Source organism: Streptomyces cathayae, from assembly GCF_029760955.1.
Taxonomy (GTDB): Bacteria; Actinomycetota; Actinomycetes; order Streptomycetales; family Streptomycetaceae; genus Streptomyces; species Streptomyces cathayae.
Map to the genome: position 1 here is coordinate 6,089,716 of NZ_CP121682.1, position 15,403 is coordinate 6,105,118.

At 71.4% G+C, this 15,403-nt stretch carries 13 protein-coding genes; 5 read left to right on the forward strand and 8 right to left on the reverse strand.

Going from position 1 to position 15,403, the window contains the following annotated elements; genetic code table 11:
• Positions 1-5: 5 nt before the first annotated feature.
• Positions 6-1,376, forward strand: a complete 1,371-nt coding sequence (locus tag PYS65_RS27765; protein WP_279336674.1) for an ABC transporter permease — start codon at positions 6-8, stop codon at positions 1,374-1,376.
• A complete protein-coding gene (locus PYS65_RS27770) occupies positions 1,373-2,212 on the forward strand; it encodes a carbohydrate ABC transporter permease (protein WP_065003010.1) in 840 nt (279 codons plus the stop codon). The genes PYS65_RS27765 and PYS65_RS27770 overlap by 4 nt, the downstream gene beginning before the upstream one ends.
• Positions 2,213-2,294: 82 nt before the next feature.
• Here PYS65_RS27770 and pgl read toward each other — a convergent pair whose 3' ends face one another.
• From pgl to tkt, 5 genes are read right to left on the reverse strand one after another with little or no spacing between them, the layout of a single operon-like run.
• Positions 2,295-3,080 carry a 6-phosphogluconolactonase gene (gene pgl, locus PYS65_RS27775; protein ID WP_279336675.1) on the reverse strand — a complete coding sequence of 262 codons (786 nt, stop codon included), beginning with the start codon at positions 3,078-3,080 and terminating at the stop codon, positions 2,295-2,297.
• Positions 3,077-4,288: a glucose-6-phosphate dehydrogenase assembly protein OpcA gene (gene opcA, locus PYS65_RS27780; RefSeq protein WP_279336676.1), complete on the reverse strand. Its 1,212-nt coding sequence runs from the start codon at positions 4,286-4,288 to the stop codon at positions 3,077-3,079. The genes pgl and opcA overlap by 4 nt, the downstream gene beginning before the upstream one ends.
• Positions 4,285-5,808 carry a glucose-6-phosphate dehydrogenase gene (zwf, locus tag PYS65_RS27785; protein ID WP_279336677.1) on the reverse strand — a complete coding sequence of 508 codons (1,524 nt, stop codon included), beginning with the start codon at positions 5,806-5,808 and terminating at the stop codon, positions 4,285-4,287. Before zwf ends, opcA begins: the two co-directional genes overlap by 4 nt.
• A 4-nt stretch (positions 5,809-5,812) precedes the next feature.
• Positions 5,813-6,931 carry a transaldolase gene (gene tal, locus PYS65_RS27790; RefSeq protein WP_279336678.1) on the reverse strand — a complete coding sequence of 373 codons (1,119 nt, stop codon included), beginning with the start codon at positions 6,929-6,931 and terminating at the stop codon, positions 5,813-5,815.
• Between the two features lie 37 nt (positions 6,932-6,968).
• Positions 6,969-9,056, reverse strand: coding sequence for a transketolase (tkt, locus tag PYS65_RS27795; protein WP_279336679.1), 2,088 nt, complete (start codon positions 9,054-9,056; stop codon positions 6,969-6,971).
• Between the two features lie 342 nt (positions 9,057-9,398).
• Here tkt and PYS65_RS27800 point away from each other — a divergent pair, with 342 nt between their 5' ends.
• The 3 genes from PYS65_RS27800 to PYS65_RS27810 all read left to right on the forward strand — a co-directional run bounded on the left by PYS65_RS27800 (position 9,399) and on the right by PYS65_RS27810 (position 12,091).
• A complete protein-coding gene (locus PYS65_RS27800) occupies positions 9,399-10,352 on the forward strand; it encodes a heme o synthase (protein ID WP_279336680.1) in 954 nt (317 codons plus the stop codon).
• A gap of 106 nt (positions 10,353-10,458) precedes the next feature.
• Positions 10,459-10,839, forward strand: coding sequence for a hypothetical protein (locus PYS65_RS27805; RefSeq protein WP_279336681.1), 381 nt, complete (start codon positions 10,459-10,461; stop codon positions 10,837-10,839).
• 142 nt (positions 10,840-10,981) lie between these two features.
• Positions 10,982-12,091: an amidohydrolase family protein gene (locus PYS65_RS27810; RefSeq protein WP_279336682.1), complete on the forward strand. Its 1,110-nt coding sequence runs from the start codon at positions 10,982-10,984 to the stop codon at positions 12,089-12,091.
• Between the two features lie 55 nt (positions 12,092-12,146).
• Here PYS65_RS27810 and PYS65_RS27815 read toward each other — a convergent pair whose 3' ends face one another.
• The 3 genes from PYS65_RS27815 to PYS65_RS27825 all read right to left on the reverse strand — a co-directional run bounded on the left by PYS65_RS27815 (position 12,147) and on the right by PYS65_RS27825 (position 15,269).
• The gene (locus PYS65_RS27815) at positions 12,147-13,154 is read right to left on the reverse strand and encodes a COX15/CtaA family protein (protein ID WP_279338100.1); all 1,008 of its coding nucleotides are present in this window, start codon (positions 13,152-13,154) and stop codon (positions 12,147-12,149) included.
• An 88-nt stretch (positions 13,155-13,242) separates the two neighbouring features.
• The gene (locus tag PYS65_RS27820; protein WP_279336683.1) at positions 13,243-13,959 is read right to left on the reverse strand and encodes an ABC transporter permease; all 717 of its coding nucleotides are present in this window, start codon (positions 13,957-13,959) and stop codon (positions 13,243-13,245) included.
• Positions 13,960-14,345: 386 nt separating this feature from the next.
• A complete protein-coding gene (locus PYS65_RS27825) occupies positions 14,346-15,269 on the reverse strand; it encodes an ABC transporter ATP-binding protein (protein ID WP_279336684.1) in 924 nt (307 codons plus the stop codon).
• Between the last annotated feature and the right edge of the window lie 134 nt (positions 15,270-15,403).

Below are 15,403 nucleotides of genomic sequence, written 5' to 3' on the forward strand. Positions count from 1 at the left end.
CGGTCATGACCGCCACCCTGGTGAAAGAGGCGAGCCCTCCGGCTCCTTCGCACCCCGATCGTGCCCACCGCCGGCGCCTGCGCCGGCGGGGGCGGATCGTCGCCGTGCTGTTCGTGCTGCCCGCCCTGCTCCTGCTGGGCGCGCTGGTCGTCTACCCGGTGCTGTTCTCCGTCGGACGCAGCCTCTTCGACGCCTCCGGCACCCGGTTCGTGGGCGGCGAGAACTACCTCGAGGTGTTCCGCGACCCGGTCACCCTCAAGGCCGTCCGGAACACCGCGATCTGGGTCGTCATCGCCCCCACCCTGCTCACCGGCCTGGGTCTGATCCTGGCCGTGCTGGTGGAGAAGATCCGCTGGGCCACCGCCTTCAAACTGCTGCTGTTCATGCCGATGGCGGTGTCCTTCCTGGCGGCCGGCATCGTCTTCCGGCTCGCCTACGACGAGGACCCGGACAAGGGCGTCCTGAACGCGGCCGTCGTCTCGGTCCACGACGCCTTCAAGGACAGCTCCTCCTACCCGACGGCCCGTGCCCGCGAGGGCGACGGTGGGATCCTGACCAAGGAGGCGGACGGCTCGTACGTGACCGGGGCGGACGTGTCGCCGGGCGGCACGGCGGCACTGGGCCTGGTCGGCGTGGCACCCAAGGACCTGCCCGGGGAGGCGGCACCCGCCTCCCCGGCGGCCTCCCGCGAGCCGGCCTCCGACGAGGTCGGGGGAGTGGTGTACCTGGACTTCACCCCCGGCGGGGGAGGAGAGCCGGGCCGGGTCGACGAGGGGGAGAGCGGACTGCCCGGGATGAAGGTCGAGGCGCTCCGCGACGGACGCACGGTCGCCGGCACGACGACCGGGAGCGACGGCTCGTTCCGCTTCACCGGCCTGGCCGACGGCCCCTACACGCTGAAACTGCCCGCCGAGAACTTCGCGCCCCCCTACCAGGGCGTCTCCTGGCTCGGACCGGCGCTCGTCACCCCGGCCATCATCGGGGCCTACCTGTGGATCTGGACCGGCTTCGCGATGGTGCTGATCGGCGCCGGCCTCGCCGCGCTGCCGCGGGACGCGCTGGAGGCGGCGCGGATGGACGGCGCCAACGAGTGGCAGATCTTCCGCCGGATCACCGTCCCGCTGCTCGCACCGGTGCTCACCGTCGTCTTCGTGACCCTGGTGATCAACGTGATGAAGGTCTTCGACCTCGTCTACATCATCGCGCCCGGACCCGTGCAGGAGGACGCGACCGTGCTCGCGACCCAGATGTGGCTGGTGTCGTTCGGCGGCGGCAACGACCAGGGGATGGGCAGTGCGCTCGGCGTGCTGCTCCTGCTGCTGGTGCTCCCCGCCATGGCCTTCAACGTCCGCCGCTTCCGAAGGAGCCAGCGATGAACGCGATCCGGCGCGGCCTGGGCAACGCGGTCGTGCAGGCCTTCCTGGTCGTGATCGGGCTGGTGTGGATGACCCCGCTGGCCGGCCTGTTCCTGTCCTCGATGCGCTCCGCCGAGGACACGGCCAAGGGCGGCTGGTGGACGGTGTTCACCAGCCCCGGGCAGCTGTCCTTCGACAACTACGCGGCCCTGCTGAAGAACTCGGGGATGACCCAGGCGTTCTGGAACACCGTGCTGATCTCGGTGCCGACCACGGTGCTGGTGGTGATCGTCGCGGCGCTCGCCGGATACGCCTTCGCCTGGCTGGACTTCCCCGGCCGGGACACGATCTTCCTCGTGGTGGTCGCCCTGCTGGTGGTGCCCGTGCAGATCGGGCTGCTGCCGGTGGCCAAACTCTTCGGCCAGCTGGGCCTGTTCGGCACCATCCCCGGGGTCGTGCTGTTCCACGTGGCGTACGGACTGCCGTTCGCGGTGTTCCTGCTGCGGAACTACTTCGCCGAGATGCCCAAGGAGATGCTGGAGGCCGCCCGTATGGACGGCGGCAGCGAGTGGCGCATCTTCACCCGGCTGATCCTGCCCGTCGGGCGGCCGGCCATCGCCAGCCTGGCCATCTTCCAGTTCCTGTGGGTCTGGAACGACATGCTGGTGGCGCTGCTGTTCGCGGACAGCTCCTCGCAGCCGCTGACGGTGGAACTCCAGTCGCAGATCCGCCAGTTCGGCAGCAACATCGACGTGCTCGCACCGGGCGCGTTCCTGTCCCTGGTGGTGCCGGTGGCCGTGTTCTTCGCCTTCCAGCGGCACTTCGTCCAGGGGGTGATGGCGGGGTCGGTGAAGTAACGGCCACCCCCTCACCCGGAAACACACGGACCCCCGCCTCCTGGGGAGGCGGGGGTCCGTGCGTGTTCACGCGGTCACGCGTTCACGGGGAAGCCGGCGGATACAGCGTCCGCGGCAGCTGCGAGGCCGCCGCCGCGTCCAGCAGCCACAGGGTGCGGGCACGGCCGTACGCGCCGGCCGCCGGGGCCTGGATCTCGCCCGCGCCCGACAGGGCGATCGCCGCGGCCTCCGCCTTGTCCTCGCCGGCCGCCAGCAGCCACACCTCGCGGGCCGCGCGGATCGCCGGGAGGGTGAGCGTCACCCGGGTCGGCGGCGGCTTGGGCGCCCCGTGGACGCCGACCACCGTGCGCTCCGTCTCCCGCACCGCGGGCAACTCCGGGAAGAGGGACGCCACATGCGTGTCCGGGCCGACACCCAGCATCAGCACGTCGAACGTCGGCACCGCGCCGTGGTCCGTCGGACCCGCGGCACGGGCCAGCTCCTCGGCGTACGCGGCCGCCGCCGCGTCCACGTCGGCGCCGTGCGGTCCGTCGGACGCGGGCATGGCGTGCACGCGCTTCGGGTCCAGCGGCACCGCGTCGAGCAGTGCCTCACGGGCCTGGGTGACATTGCGCTCCGGGTCGCCGTCCGGCAGGAACCGCTCGTCGCCCCACCACAGGTCGATCCGGCTCCAGTCGACCGCGTCCCGGGCGGGCGCGGCCGCGAGCGCGGCCAGCAGACCGTTGCCGTTGCGGCCGCCGGTCAGCACCACGGACGCCGAACCCCGCGAGGCCTGCGCGTCCACCACCTTGGTGATCAGCCGGGCCGCCGCGGCCTGCGCCATCAGCTCCTTGTCGCGGTGCACGACCAACTGCGGTGCCGTACTCACTTCGCCTCCACCTTCTTCAGCGGTGCCTGCGCCGGCGCTTCGCCCGCGGAGGAACCTTCCGCAGCCGGTCCGCCGACAGCGGCGCCCGCTGCTCCTTTGGCCGACGGACCGGCTGACGGCTCACCGGCTGACGACGGGCCGGCCGCCGGCTTCCCGGGGCCGCCCGACGCCTCGTCCAGCGCGCGCGACACCTCGTCGAGCGCGGTCGACGCCTCGGTCAGCCCGCGCGACACCTCGTCCAGCGCACCGGAGGACGCCTTCGTGGCGCCCGCCCCCGTCGCCGGACTCCGCAGCCGCTCGATGCCGTACCGCAGGGCCGACGCGTACGTGTCGTCCGGGTCCAGCCGGCGCAGCTCCTCCGCGATCAGCTCCGCGGTGTCCCGGCGCTTGAGCGCCACCGCCCGCTTCGGCTGGCCCTGGATGGACAGCGTCGCGAGCGAACCGTCGGCCCGGTCCAGCACGATCGGGCCGCAGTCGGTCGACAGCCGGACCGCGGTGAGCCCCGGGCCGCCCGAGAGCGAACGCTTCACGGGCACGCCCAGCCGGTCCGCGAGCCACATGGCCAGCAGCTCGCAGCTCGGGTTGAACTCCTCGCCCTCGACCTCCACGCCCTGTACCTCGCAGGTCACCTGGTCCAGAGCCGCGGCCAGCATCGAACGCCAGGGCGTGATCCGGGTCCAGGACAGGTCCGTGTCGCCCGGGGTGTAGGCCTCGGCGCGGGCCGCGAGCTCCCGCACCGGCTGCTCGCAGGCGTAGGTGTCGGTCACCCGGCGCTGGGCCAGCGCGCCCAGCGGGTCGCCGGCCGGGTTCAGCGGGGCGGTGACCGGCCACCAGACCACCACCGGGGCGTCCGGCAGCAGCAGCGGCAGCACCACCGACTGGGCGTGGTCGGCGACCTCGCCGTACAGCCGGAGCACCACCGTCTCGCCGGTGCCCGCGTCCGCGCCGACCCGCACCTCGGCGTCCAGCCGGGACTGCGTGCGGTCGCGGGGGGAGCGGGACACCCGCTTGATGACGACCAGGGTGCGCGAGGGGTGCTCGCGCGAGGCGTCGCCCGCGGACTTCAGGGCGTCGTAGGCGTTCTCCTCGTCGGTCACGATGACCAGGGTGAGCACCATGCCGACCGCCGGAGTGCCGATGGCCCGGCGGGCCCGCACCAGCGACTTGTTGATCTCGCCGGCCGTGGTGTCCGTGAGGTCTGTCTTCATGGCCGGCGCCAGCTCCGTCCGTCTCGCTCGAGCATGTGGTCCGCCTCCACGGGCCCCCAGGTACCGGCCGGGTACTGGGCCGGCCGGCCGTGGTTGTCCCAGTGATCCTCGATCGGGTCGAGGATCTTCCAGGACAGCTCGACCTCCTCGGTGCGCGGGAAGAGATTGGAGTCACCGAGCAGGACGTCCAGGATGAGCCGCTCGTACGCCTCCGGGCTGGACTCGGTGAACGACTCGCCGTAGGCGAAGTCCATCGACACGTCCCGGATCTCCATCGACGTGCCCGGCACCTTGGAGCCGAACCGCACCGTGACGCCCTCGTCCGGCTGGACGCGGATCACGATCGCGTTGGAGCCCAGTTCCTCGGTGGCCGTCGTGTCGAACGGCGAGTGCGGCGCCCGCTGGAACACCACCGCGATCTCGGTGACCCGGCGGCCCAGCCGCTTTCCGGTGCGCAGGTAGAAGGGGACACCCGCCCAGCGGCGGTTGTCGATCCCCAGCTTGATCGCGGCGTACGTGTCGGTCCTGGAGGAGGCGTCGATGCCCTCCTCCTCCAGGTACCCGACCGCCTTCGCGCCACCCTGCCAGCCCGCCGCGTACTGCCCGCGCACGGTGTCCCGGCCCAGGTCCTTCGGCAGCCGCACGGCGCCGAGCACCTTGGTCTTCTCCGCGGCCAGCGCGTCCGCGCCGAAGGAGGCCGGCTCCTCCATGGCGGTGAGCGCCAGCAGCTGGAGCAGGTGGTTCTGGATGACGTCCCGGGCGGCGCCGATGCCGTCGTAGTAGCCCGCCCGGCCGCCGATGCCGATGTCCTCGGCCATGGTGATCTGCACATGGTCCACGAAGGACCGGTTCCAGATCGGCTCGAACATCGTGTTGGCGAAGCGGAGCGCCAGGATGTTCTGGACGGTCTCCTTGCCCAGGTAGTGGTCGATCCGGAAGACCTGGTCCGGGGCGAACACCTCGTGGACGAGCGCGTTGAGCTCCTCGGCCGACTTCAGGTCGTGGCCGAAGGGCTTCTCGATCACCGCGCGCCGCCAGGAACCGCTGGACTGGTCGGCCAGCCCGTGCTTCTTCAGCTGCTGGATGACCACCGGGAAGGACCGCGGCGGCACCGACAGGTAGAACGCGAAGTTGCCGCCCGTGCCCTGTGCCTTGTCCAGCTCCTCGATGGTGCCGCGCAGCCGCTCGAAGGACTCGTCGTCGTCGAAGGTGCCCTGGACGAAGCGCATGCCCTGGATGAGCTGCTGCCAGACCTCCTCGCGGAACGGAGTGCGGGCGTGCTCCTTGACCGCGTCGTGCACCACCTGCGCGAAGTCCTCGTGCGCCCACTCGCGGCGGGCGAACCCGACCAGCGAGAAGCCCGGCGGCAGCAGACCCCGGTTGGCGAGGTCGTACACGGCGGGCATCAGCTTCTTGCGCGAGAGGTCGCCCGTGACGCCGAAGATGACCAGGCCCGACGGCCCCGCGATACGCGGGAGCCGTCGGTCCGCGGGGTCACGCAGCGGGTTGCTGCTCGACAAGGTCTCAGCCCTCCGAAGGGGCGAGGCGCGCGAGCTCCGCCTCGGTCGACTTCAGCAGGTCGTTCCAGGACGCCTCGAACTTCTCGACGCCCTCCTCCTCCAGCAGCCGCACCACGTCGTCGTACGAGATCCCCAGCCGCTCCACGGCGTCCAGGTCGGCGCGGGCCTGCTCGTAGGTGCCGGCGACGGCGTCGCCCTTGATCTCGCCCTGCTCCTCGGTGGCGAACAGCGTCGCCTCCGGCATGGTGTTCACCGTGTTCGGCGCCACCAGGTCGTCGACGTACATCGTGGACTTGTACGCCTTGTCCTTCACCCCGGTGGAGGCCCACAGCGGACGCTGCCTGTTGGCGCCCTCCCGCTCCAGCGCGCTCCAGCGGTCGGTGGCGAAGACCTCCTCGTACGCCTGGTAGGCCAGGCGCGCGTTGGCGACGGCGGCCTTGCCGCGCACCGCCTTCGCCTCGTCGGTGCCGAGCGCGTCGATCCGCTTGTCGATCTCGGTGTCCACGCGGGACACGAAGAACGACGCCACCGAGTGGATCTTCGACAGGTCCAGGCCGCGCTCCCTGGCCTTCTCCAGGCCGGTCAGGAACGCGTCCATGACCTTGCGGTACCGCTCCAGGGAGAAGATCAGCGTGACGTTGACGCTGATGCCCAGGCCGATGACCTCGGCGATCGCCGGGATGCCCGCCTCGGTCGCCGGGATCTTGATCAGGGTGTTGGGCCGGTCCACCAGCCAGGCCAGCTGCTTGGCCTCGGCGACGGTGGCGCGCGTCTCGTGCGCCAGGCGCGGGTCGACCTCGATGGAGACCCGGCCGTCCTTGCCGTCGGTGGCGTCGAAGACCGGGCGCAGGATGTCGGCGGCGTCCCGGACGTCCGCCGTGGTGATCATCCGGATGGCTTCTTCGACCGTGACCCGGCGGGCGGCGAGGTCGGCGAGCTGCTGCTCGTAACCGTCACCCTCGGAGATCGCCTTCTGGAAGATCGACGGGTTGGTGGTGACGCCCACGACGTGCTGCTGGTCGATCAGCTCGGCGAGGTTGCCGGACGTGATCCGCTTGCGCGACAGGTCGTCCAGCCAGATCGCGACGCCTTCGTCGGAAAGGCGCTTCAGTGCGTCTGTCATGGAAATTCCATCTCCTACTACGTGTCGTATGTGAGCGTCAGCGCTGGGTCGCGGCGAGTGAATCCCGGGCCGCGGCCGTCACGTTCTCTGCGGTGAAGCCGAACTCCTCGAACAGCACCTTGCCGTCGGCGGACGCGCCGAAGTGCTCCAGGGACACGATGCGCCCGGCGTCCCCGACGTACTTGTGCCACGTCAGACCGATACCGGCCTCCACCGCGACGCGCGCCTTCACGGAGGGCGGCAGGACGCTGTCCCGGTACCCCTGGTCCTGCTCCTCGAACCACTCCACCGACGGCATGGACACCACGCGGGTCGGCACCCCGTCGGCCTGGAGCCGCTCGCGGGCCTCGACGGCGACGTGCACCTCGGAACCGGTGGCGATCAGCACGACCTGCGGCGTGCCGCCGTCCGCCTCGAACAGCACGTACCCGCCGCGCGCGGCGTTCTCGTTCGACTCGTAGGTCGGCACGCCCTGGCGGGTGAGGGCCAGACCGTGCGGGGCGCCCTTGCCGAACTCCTTCGTCCAGCGCTTGAGGATCTCCCGCCAGGCGATCGCGGTCTCGTTGGCGTCCGCGGGGCGGACGACGTTCAGACCCGGGATGGCGCGCAGCGAGGCCAGGTGCTCGACCGGCTGGTGGGTCGGGCCGTCCTCGCCCAGACCGATGGAGTCGTGCGTCCACACGTACGTCACCGGCAGGTGCATCAGGGCCGACAGCCGCACCGCGTTGCGCATGTAGTCGGAGAACACCAGGAAGGTGCCGCCGTAGATCCGGGTGTTGCCGTGCAGCGCGATGCCGTTCATCTCCGCGGCCATGGCGTGCTCGCGGATACCGAAGTGGATGGTGCGGCCGTACGGGTCCGCCTCGGGCAGCGGGTTGCCGACCGGGAGGAACGACGACGTCTTGTCGATCGTCGTGTTGTTGGAGCCCGCCAGGTCGGCCGAGCCGCCCCACAGCTCCGGGACGACCGCGCCGAGCGCCTGGAGCACCTTGCCGGAGGCGGCACGGGTGGCGACCGCCTTGCCCGGCTCGAAGACGGGAAGCGTGTCCTCCCAGCCCTTGGGCAGCTCACCGGCCGCGATGCGGTCGAACTCGGCCGCGCGCTCCGCGTTGTTGCTCCGCCACTCCTGGAACGACTTCTCCCACTCGGCGCGCGCCTGCTTGCCGCGCTCCAGCGCGCCACGGGTGTGACCGAGGACCTCGTCGGTCACCTCGAAGGTCTGCTCCGGGTCGAAGCCCAGCACCCGCTTGGTGGCCGCCACCTCCTCGTCGCCGAGCGCCGAACCGTGGGAGGCCTCGGTGTTCTGCGCGTTCGGGGCCGGCCAGGCGATGATCGAGCGCATCGCGATGAACGACGGCCGGTCGGTGACCTTCCTGGCCTCCTGGACGGCGTCGTAGATCGCGTGCGGGTCCAGGTCGCCGTCCGGCTTCGGGGCCACCCGCTGCACGTGCCAGCCGTAGGCCTCGTACCGCTTGACGACGTCCTCGGAGACGGCCGTCTCGGTGTCGCCCTCGATCGAGATGTGGTTGTCGTCCCACAGCAGGACCAGGTTGCCGAGCTTCTGGTGGCCGGCCATCGAGGACGCCTCCGCGGAGATGCCCTCCTGCAGGCAGCCGTCACCGGCGATGCAGTAGACGAAGTGGTCGAACGGAGACTCGCCCGGGGCGGCCTCCGGGTCGAACAGCCCGCGCTCGTAGCGGGCGGCCATGGCCATGCCGACCGCGTTGGCGACGCCCTGGCCCAGCGGCCCGGTCGTCGTCTCCACACCCGTGGTGTGCCCGTACTCCGGGTGGCCCGGCGTCTTCGAGCCCCAGGTGCGGAACGCCTTCAGGTCGTCCAGTTCCAGACCGAAACCGGCCAGGTACAGCTGGGTGTAGAGAGTCAGGGACGAATGGCCGGCGGACAGGACGAAACGGTCCCGCCCGACCCAGTCGGCGTCCGAGGGGTCGTGCCGCATCACCTTCTGGAAGAGGGTGTACGCGGCGGGCGCCAGGCTCATCGCCGTACCGGGATGGCCGTTGCCGACCTTCTGTACGGCATCGGCGGCCAGGACGCGGGCGGTGTCCACGGCCCGCTGGTCCAGTTCGGTCCACTCGAGGTCTGTGGTGGTCGGCTTGGTGCTCACCCTGAGTCAGGGCTCCTCTCCACATGTCTTCGGATGCCGGATGAGTACTCACCGGCGAGGTCGAGCCTACCCCCGTAGGAGGCGCATTCCCCGAGTCGTTCCAGACTGCCGGGAGTCCCGGCGATCCGCCTCCTGACCGGTCAGTCTTCCGGTTCGGCAGATGAATACGGAGCCGCTCATCCGGTTGCTCAATCGAGCTCGGAACCCGGTGGTGAGCGGCCGCCGACAACACGACCGGACCCCCGCGATTGTCCGGGTCTGGGCAACGTCTAAGGTGGCGTGGTACGCGCGAGTCTTTACCGGCACCTCACCCGGGAGGGCTTGCTGGGAACTCTGTCAGGGGTGCGAGTGACGGCCGTTGAATCCCGTCCTGCGGGGATTGCCGGGACCATCCAGAGCCCGAGCCACCGGCCGTTCGGGGCCCGTGTCGGGGCGTTCGTGGCGCTGACCAAGCCGCGGATCATCGAACTGCTGCTCATCACCACGGTCCCGGTGATGTTCCTGGCGCAGCAGGGCGTGCCCGACCTGGGGCTGGTGCTGCTGACCTGCGTCGGCGGCTACCTGTCGGCGGGCGGCGCCAACGCGCTCAACATGTACCTCGACCGCGACATCGACGCGCTGATGGACCGCACCTCGCAGCGCCCCCTGGTCACCGGCATGGTCAGCCCGCGCGAATGCCTGGCCTTCGGCATCACCCTGGCCGTCGTCTCGACGCTGATGTTCGGCCTCACCGTCAACTGGCTGTCCGCCTGGCTCTCCCTCGGGGCGCTCCTCTTCTACGTCGTCGTCTACACGATGATCCTCAAACGGCGTACGGCGCAGAACATCGTGTGGGGCGGCATCGCCGGCTGCATGCCGGTGCTGATCGGCTGGTCCGCGGTCACCAACTCGATGTCCTGGGCGCCGGTCATCCTCTTCCTCGTCATCTTCTTCTGGACGCCGCCGCACTACTGGCCGCTGTCCATGAAGGTGAAGGAGGACTACGCGCGGGTGGGCGTGCCGATGCTCCCGGTGGTGGCCGGCAACAAGGCCGTCGCCCGGCAGATCGTGATCTACAGCTGGGTCATGGTCGCGGTGTCGCTGCTGCTCACCCCGCTCGGCTACACCGGCTGGTTCTACACCGCGGTCGCGCTGGCCGCGGGCGGCTGGTGGCTGTGGGAGGCGCACGCGCTCCTCAACCGCGCCAAGGCCGAGGTGACCGGTGGCAAGCTCAAGGAGATGCGCCTGTTCCACTGGTCCATCACCTATGTGTCGCTGCTCTTCGTGGCCGTCGCGGTGGACCCCTTCCTGCGGTAGGCCCGCGGTGGACGTCTTCCGGAACGCTCCGACGGGCGAGGTCCGTGGCCAAGACCACGGACCCCGCCCGTCGCCGTTCGATCTACCCGTCGGTAGCATCCTGGTCATGGCAGACAAGCAGCAGACGGACCCGGCGGCCGAGCAGAACAGCGGGCAGCGGGCCGGACAGAAGACCGAACGCAAGGCCGAGCGCAAGGTGGCCCGCCTCACCAAGCGGATCAACGGCTTCGCCACGGCCCACGGCGGCGCCGAGGGGCAGATCGCCTACCTGGGACAGCGCGGCGCCCGGATCGTGCTGGTCGGTGAGGACGGAAACTGGGGCGACCTGGTCGCCCACTCCTGCGCGATCGCCGAGAAGGCGGCCGAGAGGGCGGGCATCACCCTCCACGAGAACTTCGACGGCGAGTTCGCGGCCAAGGTCAGGACCGGCCCGTACGAGTGGACCCGGATGGCGGGCAGCCAGATCGGCGGCCCGGCCAACGGCTGACCCCGGGCCCGCCGGCCCACCGATCGGCCCACCGGCCGTCCGCGGCGGACACCCTGCCGGACGCGCCGCAACACCTCGACCCCGGTTCACCCGTTAGAGACCTGTGGAAGCAGAGACAGCGTCTTTCGTGGGGGGAGCCCGGATGATCGACATGCCGTCCCTCGTGGACCAGTACTGCCACGGCGTGCTGCGCACCGAGCTGGGCCTCGGCACCTTCGAGGCCCAGCTGGTCCGCACCGAGGGCCCGCCCGCCCCGGGGACCACCCTGTTCGACACCCAGACCGGTTTCGCCGTACGCCGCTGGTGCCCGCCCCTGCTCGGCCTGGAGCCGCACTGCCCGCCGGCCCGCTACCTCGCCCGGCGCCGCGAACTGGGCGTGGCCGAGACGGCCCGCCGGCTGCTGCGGGCCAGCGGCATCACCACCTACCTGATCGACACCGGACTGCCCGGCGACCTCACCGGCACGGCCGAACTGGCCACGGCCGGCGCCGCCGAGGCCCACGAGATCGTGCGCCTGGAACAACTGGCCCAGCAGGTCGCCGACACCTCCGGCACGGTGGAGTGCTTCCTCGCCAACCTCGCCGAGTCCGTGCACGGGGCCGCCGCGCACACCGTCGCCTTCACCTCCGTCGCCGGCGTACGCGACGGGACGGCGCTCGCGCCCGAGCCACCGGGGCCCGGAGAGGTGCGCGGCGCGGCCGCGCGGTGGCTGGCCGCCCGCCGGGTCGGGGACGGGCCGAGCGACCCGGTGCTCCTGGGCCACCTGCTGTGGATCGCCGTCGCCTCGGGCCGGCCCCTGCAACTGCACGTGGGGCTCGGCACGCCCGGCGGCTCCCGGGCACAGGGCGCCGACCCGGGGTTCCTCGACGGGTTCGTCCGGGCCACCGCCGGGCTCGGCACCGACCTCGTCCTGCTGCACGGCTACCCGGACCACCGCCACGCCGCCCACCTGGCCGGCGTCCACCCGCACGTCTACGTCGACTCCGGCGCCGCCCTGGCCCGCACCGGCGCCCGCGCGGCGACCGTCCTCGAGGAGGTCCTGGAACTCGCCCCCTTCGGCAAGATCCTCTTCTCCAGCGGCGCCCAGGGGCTGCCCGAACTGCACGTCGTGGGCGCCCGGCTGTTCCGTGAGGCGCTCGGCCGGGTGCTCGGTGCGTGGGTGACCGAGGGGGCCTGGTCCCCAAAGGACGCGCAGCGGGTGGCCGGGATGATCGCGTCGGGGAACGCGGGCCGGGTGTACGGGCTGGACTGACGACCGCGGGCGACCGGACCGGGGGCCACGGCCCCGCGACCACGGCCCCGCGGGCTCAGGCGGTCGTCAGCCTCGTCCCGGCCGCCGTGTCCGCCGGACCCGCCGTGTCCGGCAGGTCGGCCGCGGCCTCGGGCCGCTCCCGCAGGGACAGCAGCACCCGCACCACCCAGATCCACATGACGCAGGAGCCGAACATGTGGGCGCCGACCAGGATCTCGGGCAGGTCCGTGAAGTACTGCACATAACCGATCACACCCTGCGCGAGAATGATCAGGAACAGTTCGCGGGTGCGGTGCAGCGGACCCGCGGGGGCGTCGACCGCCTTGAGCACGAACCACAGGGCGAACGTCAGCGTCGCCACGATCCACGCCAGCACGGCGTGCACCTTGCTGACCATCGCCGGGTCCAGCGGCATCCGCGGGACCTCGCTGGAGTCACCCGCGTGCGGTCCCGAACCGGTCACCACCGTGCCGACCGCGATGACCAGGACGGACGCCACCACCAGGAACCACACCAGCTGCCGCACGGCTGCGCCGACCAGCGGCCGGGGCTCCCCGTCGCCCTCGCGGGTGCGCTGCCACATCACCGTGGCCACCGCGATCAGCGCCGAGGAGAGCAGGAAGTGCGCCGCGACCGTGTACGGGTTGAGGCCGACGAGGACCACGATGCCGCCGAGGATCGCGTTGCCCATCACGACCCAGAACTGCGCCCAGCCCAGCCGGGTCAGGCTGCGCCGGTACGGCTTCTGGGAGCGCGCGGCGACGATCGCCCAGCCGACGGCGGCGCACAGCACGTAGGTCAGCAGGCGGTTGCCGAACTCGATGACCCCGTGCAGGCCCATCTCCCGGGTGGAGACGAGCGAGTCGTCGGTGCACTTGGGCCAGGTGGGGCAGCCCAGGCCGGAGCCGGTCAGCCGTACGGCTCCACCGGTGACCACGATGACCACCGCCATGACGAGCGCGGCGAGGGCCGCCCGCCGGACCGTCCGGGGGTCCGGGGTCCAGCGTGCGGCGATGAAGGCGAGCGGGTTGCGCAGGACCGCCTGGGCGTCGGCGCGGGTCACGTTTGGCACGCGTCCATCGTAGGGCGCCCGCTTGTGCACGCTTTCACGAGGGTCCCGGTCGGCGGGCCGGAGATGCCGGGGAGCCTGCTCACTCCCAGCGGAAGAAGCGGCCCGCCGCGGCGAGCCCCGCCGCCGCCCACACGGCGAGGATCCCGAGGTCGCCCCAGGGCAGTCCCGCCCCGTGCTGGAGCACGTCCCGCAGGCCCTCCGACAGCGCCGCGATGGGCAGCAGGCCGAGGAGGTTCTGCGCGCCCTGGGGGAAGGTGTCCAGCGGCACGACGACCCCGCCGCCGACGAGCAGCAGCAGGAACACCAGGTTGGCGGCGGCCAGCGTCGCCTCGGCCTTCAGGGTGCCCGCCATCAGCAGACCGAGCCCCGAGAAGGCGGCCGTGCCCAGCACCAGCAGCAGCAGCACGGTGAGCGGGTTGCCCTGCGGCGACCAGCCCAGCGCGAACGCGATCACCGTGAGCAGGACGATCTGGAGCACCTCGGTGACCAGCACCGACAGCGTCTTCGCGGTCATCAGCGCCCAGCGCGGCAGCGGTGAGGCCGCCAGCCGCTTCAGCACCCCGTACCGGCGCTCGAAGCCGGTGGCGATGGCCTGTCCGGTGAACGCCGTCGACATCACCGCCAGGGCGAGGACCCCGGGGGCGAGGAAGTCCACGGCCGCGCCCTCGCCGGTGTCCACGATGTCCACGGTGCTGAACAGCACCAGCAGCAGGGTGGGGATCACCACGGTGAGCAGCAGCTGCTCGCCGTTGCGCAGCAGCATCTTCGTCTCGAGCAGGGCCTGCGCCGCGATCATGCGGGGGAGCGGAGCCGCGCCCGGCTGCGGCGCGTACGCGCCGGTCCCCGTGGCCGCCGGAGTCACCTGATGCACCGGATGCGCTGGATTTACCTGATTCACTGGAAACCTCCGAGGACGCTTCCGGCTTCAGCCGGGGGATGAATCGGAATCCTGCGGAGCAGGACAGGGAACGGGATTTCGCCCAAAAGGTGAAAGACCGCCCGGATGGCCGGGTAGGCTGAGCGCCGTGCGTCGCGAGAGCCAAGCACGCGCAACTCCTTTGTCTTGAATGGGCAACCGGGCAGGTTCCGTCCCGGCTGGTGCTGAGAGCGTCAGACTCGTTCGCTTGCTGAGTGAATGAGCTGCTTGAGCCAGGAATCCCCCTGCTTCAGCTGGGGGAGGGTTCAAGAACGCAGCTCCTTGCCGGTCAGCTCCAGGAAGACGTCCTCGAGGGTGTGTCGTTCGACCGAGATCCGGTCCGGCAGCACGCCGTGCTGCGCACACCAGGACGTCACCGTGGCGAGCAGTTGCGGGTCCACCTCGCCGACGACCCGGTACGAGCCGGGGGTCAGCTCGGCGGCCTGGGAGTCGGGCGGCAGGGCCTTGAGCAGGGAGGCCACGTCCAGCCCCGGCCGGCCCGAGAAGCGCAGGGTGTTCTCGGCGCCGCCCCGGCACAGCTCCTCGGGACTGCCCTGGACCACCACCCGGCCGGCGTCGATGATCGCGACGTCGTCGGCGAGCTGCTCGGCCTCGTCCATGTGGTGCGTGGTGAGGATGACGGAGACCCCGTCGGCGCGCAGATCCCGTACGAGGTCCCAGGTGGCGCGGCGGGCCTGCGGGTCGAGTCCGGCGGTCGGCTCGTCCAGGAACACCAGTTCCGGGCGCCCGACCACGGCCATCGCCAGCGCGAGCCGCTGCTGCTGCCCGCCGGAGAGCCGCCGGTACGTCGTACGGCCGCAGGAGCCGAGCCCGAGGCGTTCGATCAGCGCGTCCACGTCCAGGGGGTGGGCGTGCAGTTTCGCCGTGTGGCGGAGCATCTCGTCGGCCCGCGCGCCCGAGTAGACGCCGCCGGACTGGAGCATCACACCGATCCGGGGCCGGAGTGCGGCCGACTGCCGGACCGGGTCCAGGCCCAGGACGCGCACCGTGCCGGAGTCCGGCCGCCGGTATCCCTCGCAGGTCTCGACCGTGGTCGTCTTGCCCGCCCCGTTGGGTCCGAGCACGGCCGTCACGCCCTGTCGTGCCACCAGGTCGAGGCCGTCCACCGCGGTCTTCGTGCCGTACCGCTTCACCAGGGCCTGCACCTGGACCACGGGCTCACTTCGCATGGGTCACGAGTCTAGGGACGCGCCGGGGCCCCCGGACGCCGGGGGCGGGTGCGGGCCTGCCCGGGAGGGTTCCCCGAGCGGCACCGGGAGCGGCCGGTCCGATCGATCAAAGATCGTTTCCGCAGGTCGGATTA

Coding starts and splice junctions, on each gene's coding strand:
- PYS65_RS27765 (WP_279336674.1), top strand. CDS start 6: ATGACCGCCACCCTGGTGAAAGAGGCGAGCCCTCCGGCTCCTTCGCAC.
- PYS65_RS27770 (WP_065003010.1), top strand. CDS start 1,373: ATGAACGCGATCCGGCGCGGCCTGGGCAACGCGGTCGTGCAGGCCTTC.
- opcA (WP_279336676.1), bottom strand. CDS start 4,288: ATGAAGACAGACCTCACGGACACCACGGCCGGCGAGATCAACAAGTCG.
- tal (WP_279336678.1), bottom strand. CDS start 6,931: ATGACAGACGCACTGAAGCGCCTTTCCGACGAAGGCGTCGCGATCTGG.
- PYS65_RS27805 (WP_279336681.1), top strand. CDS start 10,459: ATGGCAGACAAGCAGCAGACGGACCCGGCGGCCGAGCAGAACAGCGGG.
- PYS65_RS27810 (WP_279336682.1), top strand. CDS start 10,982: ATGATCGACATGCCGTCCCTCGTGGACCAGTACTGCCACGGCGTGCTG.
- PYS65_RS27820 (WP_279336683.1), bottom strand. CDS start 13,959: ATGATCGCGGCGCAGGCCCTGCTCGAGACGAAGATGCTGCTGCGCAAC.
- PYS65_RS27825 (WP_279336684.1), bottom strand. CDS start 15,269: ATGCGAAGTGAGCCCGTGGTCCAGGTGCAGGCCCTGGTGAAGCGGTAC.